The sequence below is a fragment of the Amycolatopsis sp. NPDC005232 genome (assembly GCF_040607795.1).
GTDB lineage: Bacteria > Actinomycetota > Actinomycetes > Mycobacteriales > Pseudonocardiaceae > Amycolatopsis.
Genome location: NZ_JBEXHL010000023.1, coordinates 119,443 through 139,004, shown reverse-complemented (window position 1 = coordinate 139,004; position 19,562 = coordinate 119,443). Strand labels below are relative to the sequence as shown.

Below are 19,562 nucleotides of genomic sequence, written 5' to 3'. Positions count from 1 at the left end.
GTCCTCCGTTCAGCTGGTCTTGGGCAGGAAGCGGGTGTCGAGCCACTGCGAATCGGGCAGCCGTTTCGCGAACACCTTGCCCTGCAGGCCCATCTGCCAGAAGTCGTCCATCGCCTTGGCCGAGGGCATGCGGCCGTCGGGGTAGAGCTGGTCGATCCACTCGGCCATGCTGGCCTTCGCGTCGTCGAGGCTGATCTTGAGCGCCTTGGCGATCGACTTGGCCGCGGCGTCGGGCTGGTCCTTGGTCATCTGCATGGCCTGCGACAGCGTGTCCACGAACTTCTTGGCCCGGTCGGGGTTGTCGTCGACGAAGCCGGGCTTGCTCCACGTGACGTGCATCGGGTAGCTGTCGACGAGGTCCTTGAGGTCCAGGATCTTGTTGTAGCCGGCCTTCTGCGCGTAGACGGTCTGCGGCTCGGTGAAGATGTTGGCCTGCAGCTGGCCCGCCTTCATGGCCGCGAACCGCGCCGCCGAGGCGCCGCCCTGCACGACCTTGATGTCCTTGTTGGGGTCGAGCCCCGCCTTGGCCGCGGCGAAGCGCGTGAGCAGGTCGGTGGACGAACCGATCGTGGTCACGCCCCAGTTCTTTCCCTTGCCCTGCGCCACGGTGTGGATCTCGGGCACGGCGTACCAGGCGAACGCCGTCATGTCGAAGCCGCCGTAGATGACCTTCACGTCCTGGCCGGCTTCCTCGGCCGTGAGCGGCCCGGTGAGCGAGCCGACCGCGACGTCGACGTCACCGGAGAGCACGGCCTTCGCCAGCTCGGCGTCGCCCTTGAACGTGACGGCCTTGACGGTGAGGCCGTGCTGCTTCCAGAGATTCTCGTCGTTGGCCAGGTAGACCGACGCGAGGGTGGTGGCCTGCACCGGCAGGCCGAGGGTGATCGTCTCACCGCCGCCGGAGGAGGCGGCACCACCCGAGCCGCACGCGGTGGCGACGAAGGCGAGAGCGATGGCCGGTAACGCGAACCGCGTCCGGCGGAGAGTTTTCCATGGCACGGGGGAGACCTCGATTGTGTCCAGGGGGGAGACCGGGACGCGGGGGAATTTTGCCGCCTCGGTCTGGAATCGGGCGAGGTGTCGACCATGAGAAGCATCGGGAGGTGCACCTCTTTGTGCTCCGGTCAGTGTGACTCTCGATCTCGACGCGCGTCAAGAAGTTGAGAAACATCGTTTGGCCCGGGTTTTCCCGCCGGACCGCGGGCACGACGAAACCCCCGGCGGACGCGAAGTCCTTGCCCGCCAGGGGGTTTCACCGTTCCCGTTCGTCCTAGCGGAACACCTCCGGCCGGTTCTTCGCGAGGCTGATCAGCCCACCCGCCTCGAGCATGTCGACGAGGAACGGGTCGGCCGCGGCACCGCGGATCGTCGTCTGCGTGGTCAGGTTGGTGAACTCACCGGTGGTGAGGTCCACGCGCACGCGGTCGCCGTCGGCCGCGAAGTCGGGGTTGAGCCCGACTTCGAGCGCCGGCAGGCCGACCTCGAAGCAGTTGCGGTAGAACGTCCGGGCGAACGTTTCCGCGACCACGCACCCGATTCCCGTGGCTTGCAACGCCTTCGTCGCGATGGCGCGGCCCGAGGACTGCCCGAAGTGCTTGCCGGCGAACACGATGTCACCGGGCTGCACCTGCTTCGGGAACTCCGGGTTGAGGTCTTCGAGCACGTGCTGCACGAGGATCTCCATCGGCTCGAACACGTACTGGGTCTTCACGAGCCGGTCGGTCGGGATGTTGTCCCCGAACCGCCAGCAGCGGCCCTCGAACTTCACGCGTTCCCTCCCGTTTTGACGGTCGAGGCGATGACCCCCGCGACAGCCGACGCGGCCACGGTTGCCGAAGACGCCAAGTACATCGATGCGTCAGGGCTGCCGTTGCGGCCGGGGAAGTTGCGGGCGTGGGTGGAGATCATCGTCTCGTCGGACGCCATCGCGCCCATGTTGTAGGCCTGGTTCGAGCCCGTGCTGGGCGGGAACCACGTGGCACCGGCCTCGTGCAGCGCGAGCACCAGCCCCTCGCGCGCGGCCTCCGCGAACACCTCACGGCTTGAAGGCACGAGGTGGAACCGCGTGTCCGGGTGCACCTTGTGCCCGGCCAGGACCTCGGCCGCCGCACGGAAGTCCTCGAGCCGGCCGCCGCCGTGGCCGCCCAGCTCCGCGTACTGCACCGGCGTGCCGGCGACCTCGGCCACGGGCTTGACGTTGCCGACGGTCGGCGGGCAGGCGACCGTGGGGTCGACCTCGCCGACGTCGAAGCGCAGCACCTGCGCCGCTTCCTCGCCATCACCGTGCACCAGCAGGCCGGCGTCGCCGCCGGGCAGCGTGCGCACGAACGCCTCGGTGACCTCGTCCGGCTCGACGAAGCTGCACTTGGCACCGAGATCCACACACAGCAGCGGGAAGAGCCAGCGGTCCCAGAAGGACAGTCCGCGCACGTACGGGCCGCCGAACTCCACGGCCCGGTAGTTCAGCTCGCCCTCGCCGATGCGGCCGACCAGCCACAGCGCGATGTCGCGCGGAGTGACGCCGGGCTTCGGCGTCCCTTCGAGGTGGACCCTGGTCGTCTCCGGCACCTTGAACCACGCTTTGCCGTACGGCAGCACGGTTCCGGCGTGGGAGTCGTTGCCGAGCGCCACCGCGAGCGCGCCCATCGTGCCGTGCACCGGCGTGTGGCTGTCGGACCCGACCACGATCATGCCCGGCTTGATGTGCCCGTTGCGCACCACGGCGTGGTGCAGGTTGCCGTTGCCGCAGTCGTACAGCTTCAGGCCGTGCTTGCGGGCCCACCGGCGGTTGTGCTGCAGCACGTCCGCCTGCTGTTCGGTCGGTGGTGCGAAGTGGTGGTCGAACACCATCACGGCCCGCTCGGGGTCGGGGATGGGCACGTTCACGCGCTTCTCGTACACCTGCGAGGTGAGGTACCCCGACAGGTCGTGCATGATCAGGCGGTCGACCTTGGCCACCACGATCTCGCCGGGCTCCACGGAGTCGCGGCCGCTCGCGCGGGCGAGGATCTTCTCGACGAGGTTCACGCGACCACCGCCGTCGCGACGATCTCGCGGGGGTCGGTGATCACGCCGCGGATGGCCGACGCCGCGGCCGTGGCCGGGCTCGACAGGAAGATCTTCGAGTCGTAGCTGCCCATGCGGCCCTGGAAGTTGCGGTTCGCGGTCGACAGCGTGGTCTCGCCGTCGGCCATCGCGCCGCCGTTGCCCGCGCACGCCCCGCAGCCGGGGTTGGTGATCATCGCGCCGGCCTGGATCAGCTTCGTGAGCACGCCGCTGTCCGAAGCCTGCGCCATGATCTTCGCCGACGCCGGTGTGACGATCAGCCGCAGGCCCGGGGCCACGCGGTGGCCGGCCAGCACGTCGGCCGCGATCACGAGGTCGTCGTACTTGGCGTTGGCGCACGAGCCGATGAAGACCTGGTCGAGCTTCGTGCCGGCGACGTCACCGACGCCGACCACGTTGTCGACCGTGTGCGGCACGGCGATCTGCGGCGAGAGCGTGGGCCCGTCCAGGTGCACGGTGGCGCGGTAGGTGGCGCCCTCGTCCGGCAGCAGGATGTCCAGCTCGTCGCGCGGCACGCCGGCCTCGTCGAGGTAGGCGAGCGTGGTGTCGTCCGGGGCCACGAAGGCGTTCTTCGCGCCCATCTCCATGGCCAGGTTGCAGAACGTCATGCGTTCCGAAACCGACATGCCCTCGACGTAGGAACCGGAGAACTCGACCGACTCGTAGGTGAGCCCGTCGGCACCGAGGTCGCCGATGAGCTTGAGCATGATGTCCTTGGCGTAGACGCCCGGGGCGAGGTCGCCGTCGATCACGATCCGCACCGACTCGGGCACCTTGACCCACAGCTTGCCGGTCACCCACGCCGCGGTGATCTCGCTGAACCCGACGCCGGTGCCGAACGCGCCCAGCGCGCCGTAGATCGTGGAGTGCGAGTCGGTGCCGATGATGAACTGGCCGGGCCGCACGAGCCCGTGCTCCATGAGCACGATGTGCGCGATGCCGCTGTTGACGTCGAAGAAGTTCTTCACGCCCATCTTCTGCGCGAACTCGCGGCACAACGCGTGGTCCGCGGCCGTTTTCGCGTTCATGGCGGGGGACAGGTGGTCCATCACCATGGCCACGCGGTTGACGTCGTAAAGCTCTTCGACGCCCATCTTCTCCAGCGTGCGGATGCACCGCCAGCTCGCGGTGTGGCTCATGTACAGGTCGGGGAACGCGTCGACGATCTGGCCCGGCATGAGGTCCGCGACCCCGGACGCGCGTTCGATCGCCTTCTGCGCGAAGGTCTTGGCGGTCACTGCTTTCCTCCCGCGAAGCTCGCCATCAGGTGCGGGATCAGGCCGCCGTCGGCCATGATCTCCCGCAGCACCCGCGGGTACGGGCTGAAGGGGAAGGTCTGCCCGCCCACCTCGACCGTGCCCGCGTCGTAGTCGACCCACATCTCGCCGCCGTCGGCGGCCGCTTCCGCCGCGGCGGGCGACTCGACCGCGACGAGCCCGGTGTTGATGGCGTTGCGGAAGAAGACGCGGGAGAAGGAGGCCGCGACGACCGCCTTGATCCCGGCGCCGATCAGGCACGTGGCGGCCTGCTCCCGCGCGCTGCCGCAGCCGAAGTTGCGGCCGGCGACGACGACGTCGCTCGCGCGAAGCCGCGCCTGAGTTTCCGGCCCCAGCGGCTCGAAGGCGTGCTCGGCGAGCTCCGCCGGGTCGATGCTCACGAGGTAGCGGCCGGGGATGATGACGTCGGTGTTCACGTTTTCGCCGAAGGTGATGATCTTGCCTCCGACGCGATGTTCACTGCCCATGGAGATTCTCCGCTCGTGGATCCGGTGGTGTGCGGCGGGAACCGGTCACGGGCTCGTCTCTTCCAGGAACCAGTCGGTCGGCACCGTGTGCCCGAGCTCGCGCTCCTCGGCCAGCGCCAGCGCCCGCGCACAGACGGCCGCGAACTGGACGCCCATGCCGGTGTTGTTGGCGAACACGGTGATGTCGTCGGCGCTCGTGCGGCCTGGAGCCTCGCCCAGCAGCAGGTCGCCGAGCTCGCGGATGTCGTCCCACGACTTCAGGCCGCGGTTGACCGGGCCGAGGATGTCGTACTGCTTGTCGTGGTGCACCTGCTCGCGCGAGAGCACGGTGATGCGGTCGGCGCGGTCGAACGTCGTGTCGTCCAGCTCGCGCCGGGTGGCGGTGCCGTCGGGCGAGGTGATCGCCGTGACGTGGGTGCCGGGTTCGAGCCAGGCGCCGTCGAAGCAGGCTTCCATGGCCGCGGTGGCGCAGGTGACGATCTGGCAGCCCGCCACGGCGTCGCGCCGCTCGTCGACGGCCACGATCTTGCGACCGGTCTTCTCGCTCCACACCTTCGCGAACTGTTCGCGGTGCTCCGCCGTGGGGCTGTAGACGCGGACCTCTTCGATGTTCGGCCGCACCATCAGCAGGCACTCCAGGTGTGCCTCGGCCTGCCAGCCGGAGCCGAACATGCCCGCGACGGTCGCGTCCGGGTTGGACAGTTCGCGGATGCCGAGCGCCGAAGTGGCGCCGACGCGCATCTTCTGGATGAAGCTGTCGTGCATGATGGCGAGCGGTTCGAGCGTGGTCAGGCTGTAGAGCGTGACGAGCCCGACGTAGCGGCCGCCGGGTGCGGCCGGGATGAGCCGCCGGCGCTGCACGCCGCTGGGCAGCGTCTCGACGCCCGCGATGTCGGACGTGATCCGCAGCGCCCACACGCCGCTGGAGACGTTGCCGCCCTCCTGCGACTTGAACCGGAAGCGGAAGCCGGGGTGGCGGCTGTCCTCGACCGGAAAGTACGTGTGGTTGCGCGGCCGGTTGGCGCCCTGGCCGGCGTTGAGCTCCTTGTACGCCGTCTCCAGCGCGTCGAGCGTCTCGCCGGCGGTGAGCACCTGCTCGATGTCGCCGTTGGAAAGGATCCTCACCGCTGTGCTCCTGTCAGGTGTTCGGGTTCGCCTTCGGTGACGCGGACGGTCTCGGCCACGGCCGCGTTGCCGCCGTCGGCGAAGGCGACCTCCACGGACACCGCGCCCGCTTCGCCGTCGGCCAGTACGGCAGCCGGGTCCTGGGCGCGGAACTCGCCGCTCGTGGACAGATCGGCCTGGTTGACCCAGCGGACCTCGGCCTTGGCGCCGTCCGGCAGCTTCGCCAGCGCGGGCGCGGCGGCCTCGGCGAGTGAGCCGATCCTCGCGCCGGCCTTGGCTGCCGCGATGGCCGCGGTCAGCGCGTCCTTGATCGCGGCCGGCCAGCCCGCGCCGTCACCGAGGACGCGGCTCGAGTACACCCAGTTCATGCGGTACTGCCCGGTGACGCCGAAGGACGTCACGCCGTCCGAAGTGGACAGCGAGCTCGGGTACAGGTCGAGGAAACCGCCGCCGCGCAAGGCGCGTTCCACGGTCTCGACACGGCTGCCGGCGGTGCTGCCCTCTACCGTCGCCTTGGCCGCGGCGTCGTCGAGGATGCGGCCGGCCGCGCGCAGCAGCTCGGTCTCGGCCGCCGACGGGATGAGCCGCTGCTCACGGACCAGGCTACCGAGGCGCTTGACCTGCCAGCCGGGCACCGCGGCCACGATCTCGTCGGCCACGTCGGCGGGCCACAGCGCGGCGTCGACCAGGCCGACGGTGCCGTTCTTCTTGCCCAGCAGGTACTTCGCGACGAGGTCGGCGAAGTTCTTGCCGCCGCTGAACTCCGTGACCTTCGACGAGGCCTTCATCCAGTTCTGCACCCGCAGCGACAGCTTGGTGAGGAACGTGACGGGTCCCTCGGCGGGGATCGCCAGCACGCCTTCGTTCCAGTAGAGGCACAGGTTGGTCAGGTAGGCGAGGTCGTCGGAGCGGGACACGTCGGCGTAGACGAACGCGACGTCGACGCCCTGGGCCGCCATGGCCTTCTGGAGCGCGGCGACGCGGTCGCCCCACTCCTGGTCGGGGGTTTCCGCGGGGTCGAGTACGTGCAGACCTCGTTTCACGCCACGTCTCCTGTCTCGAACAGCTTCCGTTCGGTCGTGATCAGCACTTCACAGCCGTCGGCGGTCACGCGCACGGGGTCGCCGAGCACGTGGTAGCCGGCCAGCGGCGTGTAGGTGTTGGGGTGGATGATGAACACGGAGTTCTCGGGCAGCACGGTGTGGTTGCCCTCGATGATCGGCGTCTCGTCGAGGTGCAGGCCGTGGCCATGGCCGCGCACGCGGGTGTAGTTGCTGGAGCAGTACTCGCCGTAGCCGTACTTGCGGAACACGTCGTTCTCCGCCACCGCCACCTCGTGGGCGGTGATGCCCGGGCGCACCACGGAGATGCCGGCCTCGACGGCCTCGTTGAACAGGTCGAACGACTTGCGCTGCCCGTCGTCGGCCTTGCCCACCACGGCGGAGCGGCAGATCTGCAGCCAGTAACCGTCCATCTTGGGCGTGAGCTCGGTCCGCACCATGTCGCCCGCTTCGAGCAGCCGGTCGCCGGGCGGGGTCATGCCGCGCACCTCGTCGCGGCCCGAAGCGATGAGCATGAAGTTGTCCTCGGCACCGAGGTTCTTCAGCCGCGCCTCGACCTCCGCGACGATCCGGTACTCCGGCAGCCCCGGCTCGAGCACGTCCACGAACGCTTCCCAGCCGGCCGCGCACACCACGGCGCTGCGGCGCATCCGGGCCAGCTCCCATTCGCTCTTCACCAGCCGCGCGGTGTCGAGCAGCTTGGTGGCCGACCCGACTTCGGCGCCCGGCGCCGCGGCGCGGATCGTCTCCATGAGCACGAGCGGCACGAGCTCGTGGTGGGCGATGCCGATGCGCCGCGGCGCCAGCTCCTTGAGGACCACGCCCAGCTCCGCCGGGTTCGCCGGGTCCAGCCGCCGGGCCTCGCCGACCCAGCCCTGCGCGGTGAACGCCGCGAGGTCCGAAGGCCGGGTCGAGAACGCCACCGCGTCACCCTCGGCGGGGAACACCACGAGCGCGGCGCTGCCGGCCGGGGTCACGTCGGTGAAGTAGCGGATGTTCTCGCGCCGCCAGGCCGGGCCGTAGGCGAGTACGACGTCGAGGCCCTGCTCGGCCATCGCGTCGCGGATCTTGCGGTGCCGCAGCTGCAGCTCCGCGAGGTCCTCGGGGGACAGGCCCGCACCGGCGGGTGCCGGGGCGTGGTCGATCGTCATGGATTCCTCCACTGTGTTTGTGGTGGGTTCGGTTTTTCGGTGTTGCTCGGTCAGTCAGGAGCGCGCCGGGGTCAGGGCGGCGGGCGCCCCTTCGCCGGTGATCTCACTCGTGATCTGCTCGACGGTGCGGCCGCGGGTCTCGAAGGTCGCCACGAGCGCGGCGATCCCGGCGAGGATCGAGATGATCCCGAAGACCAGGAAGAACAGGAACTGCGAAGCGTGCGCCGCCAGGATGAACCCGACGAGCACGGGCATGATGAGGCCGCCGACCTTCTGCCACGCGGCCGCCCAGCCGAGCCCGGTCGCGCGGCTCGCCGTGGGGTAGAGCTCGCTGGCGTAGGCGAAGAGCGTGCTGCCGGCCAGGCCGCTGCCGAAGAACGTGGCCAGCGAGCCGAGCACGATCACCGCGCCGGTCGCCGACGTGGTGCCCCAGGCCAGGCAGAACAGTCCACTGAGGACGAATGCCCCGCCGAGGACGACGCGCCGGCCGATCCGGTTGATCAGCTGCCCGGCGAGGATCGCGCCGACCACGCCGGCGGCCGTGATGATCGCCGTGTAGCCGAAGCTCTTGAGCAGGTCCACGCCTTGGCCTTCCAGCACGGACGGCAGCCAGCTCGAGAGCCCGTAGAGGAACGCGCCGGCGCAGACCTCCATGAACCAGATGGCGATCGTGTAGCGCAGGTAGTGCCGGGCGACGAGCGTGCGCACGGTGCCGCCGGTCTCGGGTGCCGCGTGCCGGGCGGCGGGGGCTTCGGTGGGGTTGCCGCCTCGGCACAGGCCGCTGACGATGGCCGCCGCGTCGGCGAGGCGCTCGCGGCGCAGCAGGTAGCGGACCGACTCTGGCAGCGTCGCCAGCATGAACACGCCGACGAGCACCGGCACGGTGGCGATCACGAACATGGCGCGCCAGCCGAACGCCGGCACCACCGCGGTGCCGACCGCGGCCGCCGTCGGCAGCCCGATCAGCCACGCCGCCGTGGCCGCGGTGACGAGCGGGCCGCGGTGGCGCGAGGGCACGAACTCGGCGATGTAGGGCAGGACCACGGCGATCTCGGCGCCGAGCCCGATTCCCTGCAGCGCGCGGAACGTGACCAACGCGCCGAAACTGGGTGCGAACACCGCGGCCAGTGAGAACACGGCGTAGACGATCACCGTGATCGACAGCGGCACCTTCCGGCCGAACCGGTCGGACACCGTGCCGGCGACGGCCGCGCCCACGAGCATGCCCGCGAACAGCGCCGAGGAGAACACCCCGGCCGACTCGCTGGTGAGGTGGAAGGTCTTGATGACGCCCGGCAGGATCACGCCGGTCAGGTTGATCACGAACCCGCACAGGAAATGTCCGATGAGGACGGTTACGTAGATCCTCAGGTGCCGTGCGGTGAACGCCGACTCGTCGAGGCGGGAGAGCAGGGAGTGGGACGAGGTCGCGGGGGACGGGGGCATGTGGGGCCACCTCCTTGTGGCTCTTTGAAACCCAGCGGCTTGGAACAACCCAGGGCTTGTAAACCCAGCAGCTCGTAGGCGGCGGCTGTGCTACCCGGTGGCTTCGCGCCGCTCGACGCGGTGGTCGCGCGGCGCGGAGCCCGTTGGCCGGCAACCCATCGCGGTTCAGCGATCCGGTTGAGCAGGCCGGCGGGCTGGTGAGCCGTCGGTCTGCGTTCCGGTCGTATCGGGCTGATCGGTTGCCATCCGATGGCTTCGACACCTCCGCCCGCGGCGGTACTCCGAAGGCGCCCGGCTCGGAAGCCCGGCGGTCCGGAGGCCGAGGGACGTCGGCCGGTGGCTCGAAGCCGTCCGGTTCGAAACCTCGTGGCGCAGGGCCGAATGGCCCAGCGTCAAACGGTTCCGACCCGGTGTCGTGCGGTGGTGCTGACCCCCCTTGGGTCTTCTTCCGTCACCGGTCGTCCAGGTTGCCCTGGACGCCGAAGTAGAGCTGCGAGAGCGCGGGCAGCAGCTGGTCGCGCATCTCGGGGGTGAGGCCCGCGGTCAGCTCGGCCGCGAACTTGTCGAGGGTGCGCCGGGCGGTGTCCCGCGCGTTGACGCCCTTGGTGGTGAGCTCGAGTTGCATCGTGCGCCGGCTCGTGGCCGAGGGGCGGCGCGAGAGTAAGCCCTGGTTCACCATCTTGTCGACGCTTTCGGACATCGTCGACGGGTTGCGGTGCGCGAGCTTGCACAGCGCCGTGAGCGACGTGTGGCCGCTCCCGACCCGCGACAGGATCCGGTACTGCCGGATGGTGAGCGGCAGTTCGAGCTCGGCGAGCAGCTCCGTCTGGAGCCGGGTCAAGCGCCCGCCCAGTGCCAGCAAGACCTCGCCGAGGCCCGCCTCCGGGCCCAGCTCGTCGAAGGTCTCAGTGTCGTTGGTGGTCATTTTGGTCCCCGTACGTTCCGGTACCCGAAATAACGATGCCGCCGACTGTACGTCCGCCCCCGCGCTGTGGGAAGGGGTGATTTCGTGACGATGAGAGTCTTTCAGTGAGTGAAAACCCGGATGGTCCCCCGCGCACCGCGGTGAGAGCTTCGGAAGCCGACCCCGACCGAAGGAGCTCTGAGGCGTCGATGGCAGCGTTTGCCCGAAACCAGTGGTATGTCGCCGCATACGGCCGCGAAGTGGGCCGGGAGCTGTTTTCCCGGACCGTGCTCGGCGAGCCGATCGTCTTCTACCGCACCGAATCCGGCGACGTCGTCGCTCTGGCCGACCGCTGCGTGCACCGTCGCTACCCGCTCTCGGAGAGCCGGCTCGACGGCGACAAGATCGTCTGCGGCTACCACGGCTTCACCTACGACAGCGCCGGCTCGTGCGTGTTCGTTCCCGGCCAGGCCCGGATTCCGCGCACCGCAAGGGTTTCGTCCTACCCGGTGGTGGAGCAGGACTCGTTCGTGTGGGTCTGGATCGGCGAGCGCGAGCTGGCCGACGAGTCCACCATTCCGCGAGCCCCGTGGCTCGCGGACCCGGCCTACACCAGCGTGAGCGGCATGGAACCACTCGCCGCGCGCTACGAGCTGCTGGTGGACAACCTGCTCGACCTCTCGCACGAGACTTACCTGCACGGCGGCTACATCGGCACGCCGGAGGTCGCGAACACGCCGATCACCACGGAGGTCGACGAGGACCGCGGCATCATCTACGTCAGCCGCCACATGGCCGACGCCGAGTGCCCGTCGTTCTACGCGAAGTCCACGGGCATCGAAGGCCGGATCACGCGCTGGCAGGACATCGAGTACCACCCGCCGTGCCTGTACCTGCTGCACAGCCGCATCGCGCCCGTCGGTGTGCTGCCGAACGAGGACGGCACCGACCCCGACGGCTTCCACGTCGAGGTCGTCTACGCGATCACCCCGGAGACCGAGCACAGCACGCACGACTTCTGGGCCGTGGCAAGGGATTTCGCGCTCGACGACACCGATGTGTCCGATTTCCTCGCGGAGAACAACCGCACAGTCGTGCTGCAGGACGTGCGGGCGCTCGACATCCTCGAACGCGTCATCGAGGCGGAACCCGAGGGGTACCAGGAGCTTTCGGTCAACATCGACACGGGCGGGCTGGCGGCGCGCCGCATCCTCAAGAAGATGGCGGCCGGCGAGAGCGCGCAGGTCGTGTCGTCGTGAGCGAGCGCGTGGCGATGCTGCGGGGCGAGAACGTGGTGCGCATCCACTGGAAGCTCGGCACGGACGTGCTCGTCGGCGTTTGTCACTGCGGGGCCGAGCACGAGTCGGAGGACCCGGTCGAGCTGTGGGACTGGCTGCTGGCCCACCCCGTCGGGCACGGCGGTCCGTCGGTGCCGGTGGTCCCGCCTGAGCGCGTGGCCGTCGCTGTCTGAGCGGTTTGGAGGAGGAGACGATGAGCGTCCTGGCCACGGAGCTGGAGCTCGACGTGGTGCTGGCGGCCCCGGAACGGCTGGCCGACGGCGTCGTCCGGCTGACCCTGCGCGACCCGGCCGGCGCGGCGATGCCGGCGTGGGAGCCCGGTGCGCACGTGGACCTCGTGCTGGGCCCAGATCTCGTGCGGCAGTACTCGCTGTGCGGTGATCCGGCCGACCGGTCGGTGCTGCAGGTGGCCGTGCTGCACGAGCCGTCCGGACGCGGGGGCTCGGCGCACGTCCACGGACTGACCGGTGGCGAGCGGCTGCGCGTGCGCGGCCCGCGCAACCACTTCGGGTTGGTGCCTTCGCCGCGCTACTTGTTCGTGGCGGGTGGCATCGGCATCACGCCGCTCGTGCCGATGCTGGCCGCGGCCGAGGCGGCGGGTGCCGAGTGGCGTCTGCTCTACGGCGGCCGCACGCGGGCGTCGATGGCCTTTGCCGCGGAACTGGGCGAACGCTACGGCGAACGCGTGGAGCTCGTGCCGCAGGACGAGCGCGGACTGCTCGACCTCGACGCGGCGCTGGCCGCGGCACCGGGCGCGGCCGTCTACTGCTGCGGCCCGGAACCGTTGCTGGCGGCCGTCGAGCAGCGGTGTGCGCCCGATTTGCTGCACATCGAGCGGTTCACGGCGCTCCCCGACACCGGTCCGCGCGACGCCTTCGAGGTCGAGCTCGCCCAGTCGGGCCGGACGTTGGCGGTACCGGCGGACCGCTCGATCCTGTCGGTGCTCGAAGAGTCCGGCGTGCCCGTGTTGTCCTCCTGCCAGGAAGGTACGTGCGGTACGTGTGAGACCGGCGTGCTCGCGGGGGTACCGGACCACCGCGACTCCGTGCTCACCGGCCCGGAGCGCGAGGCGGGTGACGTGATGATGATCTGCGTGTCGCGCTGCGCCGGCGCGCGACTCGTTCTGGATCTGTGAATCCGCGGGTAGCGTGAGGCGATGACCCGGCAAGCCCCGGCGACGGGCACCTCCGTGACCAGCAAGGTGCTGGCGCTGCTCGAGGCTTTCACCCCGGACGCCGCGGACCTCAGCCTCAGCGAGCTGGCCCGGCGTTCCGGCGTCTCCCTCGCGACCGCGCACCGGCGCGCGGCCGAGCTCGTCGAGTGGGGCGCGCTGGAACGCGACGCGGCCGGGCGCTACCGCATCGGGCTGCGGCTGTGGGAGGTCGCGTCGCTCGCTCCGCGCGGGCTCGGCCTGCGCGACGCGGCGATGCCGTTCCTGGAGGACCTGTACGAGGTCACGCACGAGAACGTGCAGCTCGCCGTGCGCGAGGGCCTGGAGGTCGTGTTCGTCGAACGCATCGCCGGGCGCGACGCCGTGCCGGTCTGGACCCGCGTCGGCGGCCGGTTCGCCTTGCACGCCACGGGCGTCGGCCTCGTCCTGCTCGCCCACGCGCCCGCGGCCGTGCAGGAAGAAGTGCTCGGAGCGCCCCTGCACAGCTACACGCCGAAGACGGTCTGCGACCCGATTCGGCTGCGCCGCACGCTCGCCGAGGTCCGCAAGCTCGGCTACTCCGTCAGCGACGGCCAGGTGACCGTCGACGCCCTCTCCGTCGGCGCCCCGGTCTTCACCGCCGATGGCACGGTCGCGGCGGCAGTGTCCCTTGTGGTGCGTGCCGGCAGCACGCAGCCGGGAGCGTTGGCGCCCGTGGTGATGGCGGCCGCGCGCGGCATCTGCCGGGCACTGGCGGGCGGGCCGGCGCGAGTGTTCCCCGCCGGCCGCACCCGTCCGTGACCTACTGCGGCGGAATGTCCGTCCAGCCCGCGTCGACGCGGGCGGTGCCGGGCGGCACGATGAGGTACTGCGCGCCGTCGGCGGTGACGTAGACGGAAGTGGCGTTGACGCGACCCGTGGCGGGGTCGACGACGAGGCGCAGGCCGTCCGGCGGGATCGTCAGGCCCTGCCCGCCCGGCACGGCGCCGAGCGTGCCGACGCCCGGGTACTCGGAGATCGCCCGGAACGCCGCGGCCCGCACCGCCGGCGGCGCCGGCAGCGTGGACACCAGCGAGACCAGCGACTCGAACGTCGCCCGGTCCTGCTCGGCGGCCGTGAACGGGCCGCCGCTCGTCCGCGCGGCGCTGTGCGTCTCGGCCTCGGCGATCCACGCCTTGAGCGCCGCCGGGTCGGTGGGCAGAGCGCGCAGCTGGGCGTAGGTCAGGTGCACGCCCACGAGCGAGAACGGCTGCGAGCCGGGCATCGGCATCGCCTTCCCGCCGGTCTTCACGCCGCGGAACCACCAGTGCCCGTCGGGCTTGACCCAGTAGTCCGTGACGGCCGCGCCCAGGCCGGTCTCGGTGATCGTCACGTGCCAGTAGGTGCCCGTCGAGTCGGGCGAGCGCTCGGCGACGGTCGCGGCGGCGAGCAGCACCTGCGGCCCGGACTGGACAACGGGCGGGGCCGGGGCCGCGCTGAACACCGCGACAGCGACGGCCGCGGCCGCGATGGCGCCGGTCCCTCCGGCCAGCCACGCCGCGCGCAGCCCCCGGACCGGCCTCGCGGTGAGGCCGCGGGCGGGCTTGCCGGCGGTCCGCTCCTGCAACCGGCGGCGGCTCTGCGCCACGGCGGCGGGCGTCGGGTCGTCGGGGGCGAGCAGCATTTCGAGCTTCTGCAGGTCATTCATCGCGAGCCTCCGGGGCCAGGATCAGAGCGAGCTTCTGACGGGCGCGGTGCAGCCGGGAGCCGACCGTGCCGGAGGAGATGCCGAGGGCCAGCGCCACCTCGGCGTAATCAAGTTGAGCAAGCGCCACGAGCAGCAGCACGTCGCGTTCGCCTCGCGGGAGCTTCGCCAGCGCGGCCGCGAGCGTGCCACGCGCGGCGATCGCTGTGACCACACGGCTTTCGTGGCCCTCACCGAGCTCTGGCGCGACCCCCAGCCGCGTCAGGGCCCGGTAGTGGCGCGCTTCCTTGCGGTGGTGCCCCGCCACCAGGTTCGTGGCGATCCCGAACAACCACGGCCGCAGCTCGCCGCGCGTGTCGTCGAACTTCTGCCGCCGGTCGAACGCGATCAGGAACGTCTCCGCCGTGACGTCCTCGGCGTCGCGGGAGTCGAGCCGCGCCGCGACGTAGCGGTGGACGGCGGGGTAGTAGCGGTCGTGCACCTCGGTGAACGCCTCGGGCTCCAGCCGGAACCGCGCGGCCAGTTCGGCGTCACCCACCGATGCGGTCATGTCTCTGCCTCGCTCACGCGGGTTTCCTCCCAGTCGGGGACAGCTTTCACCATGTCTTCGCCGCAGCGGGGAAACTTCTTCCCGAACGGGCGAGGAAAGTCAAACCGGTGCTGGTCAGCCGCGACGCGGCCTACGATCGGCGCGTGGAGCTTCCCGTGATGCCGCCGGTGCGGCCGATGCTCGCCAAGGCCGTGCACGAGGTCCCCAGGACCGAGGGGCTCTGGTTCGAGCCCAAGTGGGACGGGTTCCGCTGCGTCGTGTTCCGCGACGGCGCCGAGGTGGAGCTGGGCTCGCGCAACGACCGCCCGCTCACGCGCTACTTCCCCGAGCTGGTCGAGCTGCTGGGCGACGCGCTGCCGGAGAAGTGCGTGGTCGACGGCGAGATCGTGCTGGTCACGCCGCGCGGCCTGGACTTCGAGTCGCTGCAGCTGCGGCTGCACCCGGCCGCGAGCCGCGTGCGGAAGCTGGCCGAGGAGACGCCGGCGAGCTTCGTGGCGTTCGACCTGCTGGCACTGGGCGACCGCGACCTCACGGTTGAGCCGTTCAGCACGCGCCGGCGGATCCTGGAAGACCTGCTCGGCGACAACCCGAGCGGCGGCCTGCAGCGCGTCCACCTGACCCCGCTGACCACAGATCCGGACACGGCCGAGGACTGGTTCACCCGCTTCGAGGGCGCGGGCTTCGACGGCGTCATGGCCAAGCCCGCCGATCAGCCGTACGAGCAGGACAAACGCGTGATGTGGAAGGTCAAGCACGAGCGCACGGCCGACTGCGTCGTCGCCGGGTTCCGCTGGCACAAGGACGGCCAGGGCGTCGGCTCGCTGCTGCTCGGCTTGTTCGACGACGCCGGCGCGCTGCACCACGTCGGCGTGGCCAGCAGCTTCACGGCCAAAAGGCGCCGTGAGCTGGTCGACGAGCTTGCGCCCCTGCGGGAGAACGCGCTGGAAGGCCACCCGTGGCGCACCTGGGCCGAGTACGAGCCCGAGCCCGGCCGCCGGCCCGGCGCGAACAGCCGCTGGGCGCCGCAGAAGGACCTGTCATGGGAGGCCGTGCGGCCCGAGTGGGTCGCGGAGGTGCGCTACGAGCACCTGCAGGGCGGCCGGTTCCGCCACGGCGGGCGGCTCGTGCGCTTCCGCCCCGACCGTGATCCGGCTTCGTGCACGTACGCGCAGCTGGAGGAAGCGCCGCCGGCCGAGCTGGCGACGTTGTTCGGGGAGGCGAGATGAGCGGGGTGGTCCTGGAGCTCGACGGCGTCGAGCTGACGATCTCCAGCCCGGACAAGGTGTACTTCCCCGAGCGCGGCGAGACGAAGCTCGACCTCGTGCGCTACTACCAGGCCGTGGCCGGTCCGCTGCTCGATCGCCTCGGCGGCCGGCCCCTGCTGCTGGAGCGCTACCCGGACGGCGCCGGTGGCAAGAGCTGGTTCCAGAAGCGCGTGCCCAAAACCGCGCCCGAGTGGCTCACCACCACCGTCGTCTCCACGCCCAACGGCACCACCAGCGACGCCCTCGTGGCCGCCGACCTCGCCCACGTGCTGTGGGCCGTGAACCAGGGCTGCCTCGGTTTCCACGTGTGGCCCAACCGCGCCGCGTCCCTCGACATCGCCGACGAGCTGCGCATCGACCTCGACCCGTCACCCGGCATCGGCTTCCCGCAGCTGCGGGACGCGGCGGTGCTCGTGCGCGAGTTCCTGACCGAGCTGGGCATCGAGGTCCACGTGAAGACCTCCGGCTCGCGCGGCCTGCACCTCTACGCCATCCTCGAACCCCGCTGGGACGGCTACCAGGTGCGCGCAGCCGCCGTCGCCCTCGCGCGGGCCCTCGAACGCCGCCACCCGGACCTCATCACGGCCCAGTGGTGGAAGGAAGAACGCGGCGCGCGCGTCTTCGTCGACTTCAACCAGAACGCCCCGCACAAGACGGTCTTCGGCGCGTGGTGCGTCCGCCCGCGGGTCGGCGGCCAGGTGTCGACGCCGATCTCTTGGGCCGACCTCGCCACCGTCACTCCGGACACGCTGACCCTGTCCTCCGTACCCGCCCTCGTGGCCCAGCACGGCGACCCGTGGGCCGGTGCGAACGACCGGCCGCAGTCGATCGAGCCGCTGCTGGAGCTGTCGCGCTCGGATCTCGCGTCGGGCCTCATGGACGCCCCCTGGCCGCCGGTGTACCCGAAGATGCCGGGCGAGCCACCGCGCGTGGCGCCGAGCCGCGCGAAGAAGACCTGAGGCGCGTGGACATCGAGCCGTGCGAGGCCACCGATCCGGTTTGCACACCCTCGTCGCCGCCATGACGGCCGAACTCGTCGCCGTTTACGAGCTGCCGCCGGACGCCCGCCCGTCCCCGCTGCCTCCCGGCACCCACTACCTGCTGGGCACCGGCGACGGCGTCGCGCTGGGCTGCTGCGCCGTTCAGCCCGAGGTCGAAGGGTGGTGCCTGCTCAACCGCATGTACGTCGCTCCGCCGGCTCGCGGGAGCGGGCTCGCCGCCGCCCTCGTGGCCGCCGCCGAGGACGTGGCCCTCCGGTCCGGCGCCGCCGGAATGCGGCTCGAGACGGGCCTGCGGCAACCCGCGGCGATGCGGCTGTACGAGCGCGGGGGCTACCGGCGCGTCGCCGCGTTCCCGCCGCACGAGAACGACCCGGAGAGCGTCTGTTACCAATCCGGCCAAAAGTAGGCCGACCCCACGCGGCAACGTAACCGTTGTCAAGAAGCCATTCGGCCGTGGCTGTGGTCGGATTGGTAACGATCGGCACAGTACGCCGAAGACCTCGCCGCTCACTCGAACGGCAGGTCGAAGGCCAGCTGATCGCCGCCGCCCGGCGGTGCGCCCGAGAGGGTCGCCGCGCAGTCCGGGCACGGCGTGACGTCGCCGGTGCCGGGGGCCGTGAGGTCGATCGGCGTCCAGGTGCGCGATTCGCGGTCGCCGCAGACGGAGCGGCGGTAGCGCAGGTCGCCGGCGCGGGTCATGAGGTGGGCGACGGGCGCGTCGTCGGGCAGGGCGCCGACGAGGTACCAGCGCGTCGCGGTGTGGACTGTGGGGATGGTCGCCATGGAACAGTCCTCCTGGGAGGCCGGTTCAGCTTCATTCCTTCGTCACAGCCATCTTTCGTCGCGGTGCGGCGGAATTCGTGCGTTTCGCGGTGTTCGGCGTGGCGCCGTCAGTCCTCGAGGGACGGTTCGCCCTGGTCAGCCGCCGGTTCGTCGAGGTAACGCAAGATCCGCAGCAGGCCTCGTTCGTCGATCTTGTCGCCCTCGGCCACGCACTCGGTGAGGCGCCGCGTGACGTCGTCGGCGTCGAGGCCGGCGCCGATGAGCACGAGTTCGGTGCGGCGCGGACGTCCGGCGGGCCAGGCGGAGCGGTCGAGCTGGATGAACGCGCCCACGGTGTGCAGCCCGAACCGTGCGCGCGGCCCCAGGTTCACGTGGCCCTTCACGCGGTAGAGGCCGGGCGGGCGCTGTTCCAGGAACGCGAGCAGCCGCCGCGGCGACAGCGGGCGGTCGGAGGTGAAGGTGACGCTCTCGTAGGCCGTGTGGAGGTGCTGCGAGTGGTCGTGGTCGTCTTCGCGCAGGTCGTCGAAGGACAGCTGGCCGTATCGCTCGCGGGGCTTCGGGTCGAAGAACAGCTGCGGGTCCACCCGGCCGTGGTCGGTCACCAGCACCGGCACCCCCGGCGCGAACTCCTCGATGGTCGCGGTCAGCTTGGCGAGCTCGTCGGACGTGACGCGGTCGGCCTTGTTGACCACGACCAGGTCGGCGATGCGCAGGTGGTCGGCCAGCTCGGGGTGGCGCTCGCGGGTGCTCTCGAACTCCGCGGCGTCCACGACCTCGGAGAGGCCGCCGTAGCGGATGTCGGGGTTCTCGCTGGCGATCATCAGCCGCAGCAGGTCGCGCGGCTCGGCGATGCCGCTGGCCTCGACCACGATCACGTCGATGCCGGCTTCGGCGCTCGACAGCCGCCCGAGCATGGCGTCGAGCCCGCTCGCGTCGACGGCGCAGCAGAGACAGCCGTTGCCGAGCGAGACCATGGTGTCGACCTGGCCGGACACCGCGAGCGCGTCGATGTTCACGCTGCCGAAGTCGTTGACCACCACGCCGACACGCGCGCCCTGGCGGTTGGCGAGCAGGTGGTTGAGCATCGTGGTCTTGCCCGAGCCGAGGAACCCCGCGACGAGGACCACCGGGATCCGCTGCCTGGCCACGATCACACCCCTCCCGCCGTCGCGACGACCTTACCGCCAAGTGATCACGGAACCGCTTCCAGGTCGTGATCAATTTCCGGACACATTGCGCAAGGTTGATGTGACGCATTTATTTCCGCCCCGCTCACCTGCGTCTATCGAATTATCGCGGTGCCGCCGACGCATTCGGCGGTTGTCTTCAACGCC

Annotated in this window: 21 protein-coding genes; 7 read left to right on the top strand and 14 right to left on the bottom strand. The window is 70.7% G+C overall.

Features of this window, described 5'->3' with window-relative positions:
* Positions 1–9: 9 nt before the first annotated feature.
* From ABZU76_RS34965 to ABZU76_RS34920, 10 genes are all read right to left on the bottom strand, one after another.
* Entirely contained in the window at positions 10–999 is a 990-nt protein-coding gene (locus tag ABZU76_RS34965) for an ABC transporter substrate-binding protein (RefSeq protein WP_354877333.1), read from the bottom strand.
* 271 nt (positions 1,000–1,270) lie between these two features.
* The gene (locus ABZU76_RS34960) at positions 1,271–1,768 is read right to left on the bottom strand and encodes a hypothetical protein (protein WP_220238894.1); all 498 of its coding nucleotides are present in this window, start codon (positions 1,766–1,768) and stop codon (positions 1,271–1,273) included.
* On the bottom strand, positions 1,765–3,027 hold the full coding sequence (locus tag ABZU76_RS34955) for an aconitase family protein (protein WP_354877329.1): 1,263 nt from the start codon (positions 3,025–3,027) through the stop codon (positions 1,765–1,767). Before ABZU76_RS34955 ends, ABZU76_RS34960 begins: the two co-directional genes overlap by 4 nt.
* Positions 3,024–4,304 carry an aconitase/3-isopropylmalate dehydratase large subunit family protein gene (locus ABZU76_RS34950; protein WP_354877326.1) on the bottom strand — a complete coding sequence of 427 codons (1,281 nt, stop codon included), beginning with the start codon at positions 4,302–4,304 and terminating at the stop codon, positions 3,024–3,026. The genes ABZU76_RS34955 and ABZU76_RS34950 overlap by 4 nt, the downstream gene beginning before the upstream one ends.
* Positions 4,301–4,810 carry a 3-isopropylmalate dehydratase gene (locus ABZU76_RS34945; RefSeq protein ID WP_354877323.1) on the bottom strand — a complete coding sequence of 170 codons (510 nt, stop codon included), beginning with the start codon at positions 4,808–4,810 and terminating at the stop codon, positions 4,301–4,303. Before ABZU76_RS34945 ends, ABZU76_RS34950 begins: the two co-directional genes overlap by 4 nt.
* Before the next feature lie 45 nt (positions 4,811–4,855).
* Complete coding sequence (locus tag ABZU76_RS34940; RefSeq protein WP_354877321.1) at positions 4,856–5,935, bottom strand: ornithine cyclodeaminase family protein; 1,080 nt, start codon at positions 5,933–5,935, stop codon at positions 4,856–4,858.
* Positions 5,932–6,978 (bottom strand): aminopeptidase P family N-terminal domain-containing protein, encoded by a 1,047-nt coding sequence (locus ABZU76_RS34935; protein ID WP_354877318.1) that lies wholly within the window; start codon positions 6,976–6,978, stop codon positions 5,932–5,934. The genes ABZU76_RS34940 and ABZU76_RS34935 overlap by 4 nt, the downstream gene beginning before the upstream one ends.
* On the bottom strand, positions 6,975–8,147 hold the full coding sequence (locus ABZU76_RS34930; protein ID WP_220238900.1) for a Xaa-Pro peptidase family protein: 1,173 nt from the start codon (positions 8,145–8,147) through the stop codon (positions 6,975–6,977). Before ABZU76_RS34930 ends, ABZU76_RS34935 begins: the two co-directional genes overlap by 4 nt.
* A 54-nt stretch (positions 8,148–8,201) precedes the next feature.
* Positions 8,202–9,593 (bottom strand): MFS transporter, encoded by a 1,392-nt coding sequence (locus tag ABZU76_RS34925; protein ID WP_354877315.1) that lies wholly within the window; start codon positions 9,591–9,593, stop codon positions 8,202–8,204.
* Between the two features lie 451 nt (positions 9,594–10,044).
* The gene (locus tag ABZU76_RS34920; protein ID WP_354877312.1) at positions 10,045–10,518 is read right to left on the bottom strand and encodes a MarR family winged helix-turn-helix transcriptional regulator; all 474 of its coding nucleotides are present in this window, start codon (positions 10,516–10,518) and stop codon (positions 10,045–10,047) included.
* Between the two features lie 188 nt (positions 10,519–10,706).
* Between ABZU76_RS34920 and ABZU76_RS34915 the strand changes: the two genes are divergently transcribed.
* Genes ABZU76_RS34915 through ABZU76_RS34900 form a run of 4 tightly spaced genes read left to right on the top strand, consistent with a single transcriptional unit; the run spans position 10,707 to position 13,746 of the window.
* Complete coding sequence (locus ABZU76_RS34915) at positions 10,707–11,756, top strand: aromatic ring-hydroxylating dioxygenase subunit alpha (protein ID WP_354877309.1); 1,050 nt, start codon at positions 10,707–10,709, stop codon at positions 11,754–11,756.
* On the top strand, positions 11,753–11,968 hold the full coding sequence (locus tag ABZU76_RS34910; RefSeq protein ID WP_255637755.1) for a hypothetical protein: 216 nt from the start codon (positions 11,753–11,755) through the stop codon (positions 11,966–11,968). The genes ABZU76_RS34915 and ABZU76_RS34910 overlap by 4 nt, the downstream gene beginning before the upstream one ends.
* Before the next feature lie 20 nt (positions 11,969–11,988).
* On the top strand, positions 11,989–12,930 hold the full coding sequence (locus tag ABZU76_RS34905) for a PDR/VanB family oxidoreductase (RefSeq protein WP_354877306.1): 942 nt from the start codon (positions 11,989–11,991) through the stop codon (positions 12,928–12,930).
* A gap of 21 nt (positions 12,931–12,951) precedes the next feature.
* Positions 12,952–13,746, top strand: a complete 795-nt coding sequence (locus tag ABZU76_RS34900; protein WP_220238905.1) for an IclR family transcriptional regulator — start codon at positions 12,952–12,954, stop codon at positions 13,744–13,746.
* A 1-nt stretch (position 13,747) separates the two neighbouring features.
* On the opposite strand, the gene ABZU76_RS34895 is transcribed toward ABZU76_RS34900, so the two are convergent.
* Together ABZU76_RS34895 and ABZU76_RS34890 are read right to left on the bottom strand one after the other, a co-directional pair.
* Positions 13,748–14,632 (bottom strand): CU044_5270 family protein, encoded by an 885-nt coding sequence (locus ABZU76_RS34895; RefSeq protein WP_354877302.1) that lies wholly within the window; start codon positions 14,630–14,632, stop codon positions 13,748–13,750.
* Positions 14,625–15,179 (bottom strand): RNA polymerase sigma factor, encoded by a 555-nt coding sequence (locus ABZU76_RS34890; RefSeq protein ID WP_354877299.1) that lies wholly within the window; start codon positions 15,177–15,179, stop codon positions 14,625–14,627. Before ABZU76_RS34890 ends, ABZU76_RS34895 begins: the two co-directional genes overlap by 8 nt.
* Positions 15,180–15,322: 143 nt before the next feature.
* Here ABZU76_RS34890 and ABZU76_RS34885 point away from each other — a divergent pair, with 143 nt between their 5' ends.
* The 3 genes from ABZU76_RS34885 (at position 15,323) to ABZU76_RS34875 (ending at position 17,851) form a co-directional block, all read left to right on the top strand.
* Positions 15,323–16,405, top strand: coding sequence for an ATP-dependent DNA ligase (locus ABZU76_RS34885; RefSeq protein WP_354877296.1), 1,083 nt, complete (start codon positions 15,323–15,325; stop codon positions 16,403–16,405).
* Positions 16,402–17,403 (top strand): non-homologous end-joining DNA ligase, encoded by a 1,002-nt coding sequence (gene ligD, locus ABZU76_RS34880; protein WP_354877294.1) that lies wholly within the window; start codon positions 16,402–16,404, stop codon positions 17,401–17,403. The genes ABZU76_RS34885 and ligD overlap by 4 nt, the downstream gene beginning before the upstream one ends.
* 61 nt (positions 17,404–17,464) lie before the next feature.
* Positions 17,465–17,851, top strand: a complete 387-nt coding sequence (locus ABZU76_RS34875) for a GNAT family N-acetyltransferase (RefSeq protein ID WP_354877291.1) — start codon at positions 17,465–17,467, stop codon at positions 17,849–17,851.
* Between the two features lie 101 nt (positions 17,852–17,952).
* On the opposite strand, the gene ABZU76_RS34870 is transcribed toward ABZU76_RS34875, so the two are convergent.
* Both ABZU76_RS34870 and ABZU76_RS34865 read right to left on the bottom strand, forming a co-directional pair.
* Positions 17,953–18,228, bottom strand: coding sequence for a hypothetical protein (locus ABZU76_RS34870; protein WP_326834147.1), 276 nt, complete (start codon positions 18,226–18,228; stop codon positions 17,953–17,955).
* Between the two features lie 107 nt (positions 18,229–18,335).
* Positions 18,336–19,376: a GTP-binding protein gene (locus tag ABZU76_RS34865; RefSeq protein ID WP_354877288.1), complete on the bottom strand. Its 1,041-nt coding sequence runs from the start codon at positions 19,374–19,376 to the stop codon at positions 18,336–18,338.
* Positions 19,377–19,562 lie beyond the last annotated feature (186 nt).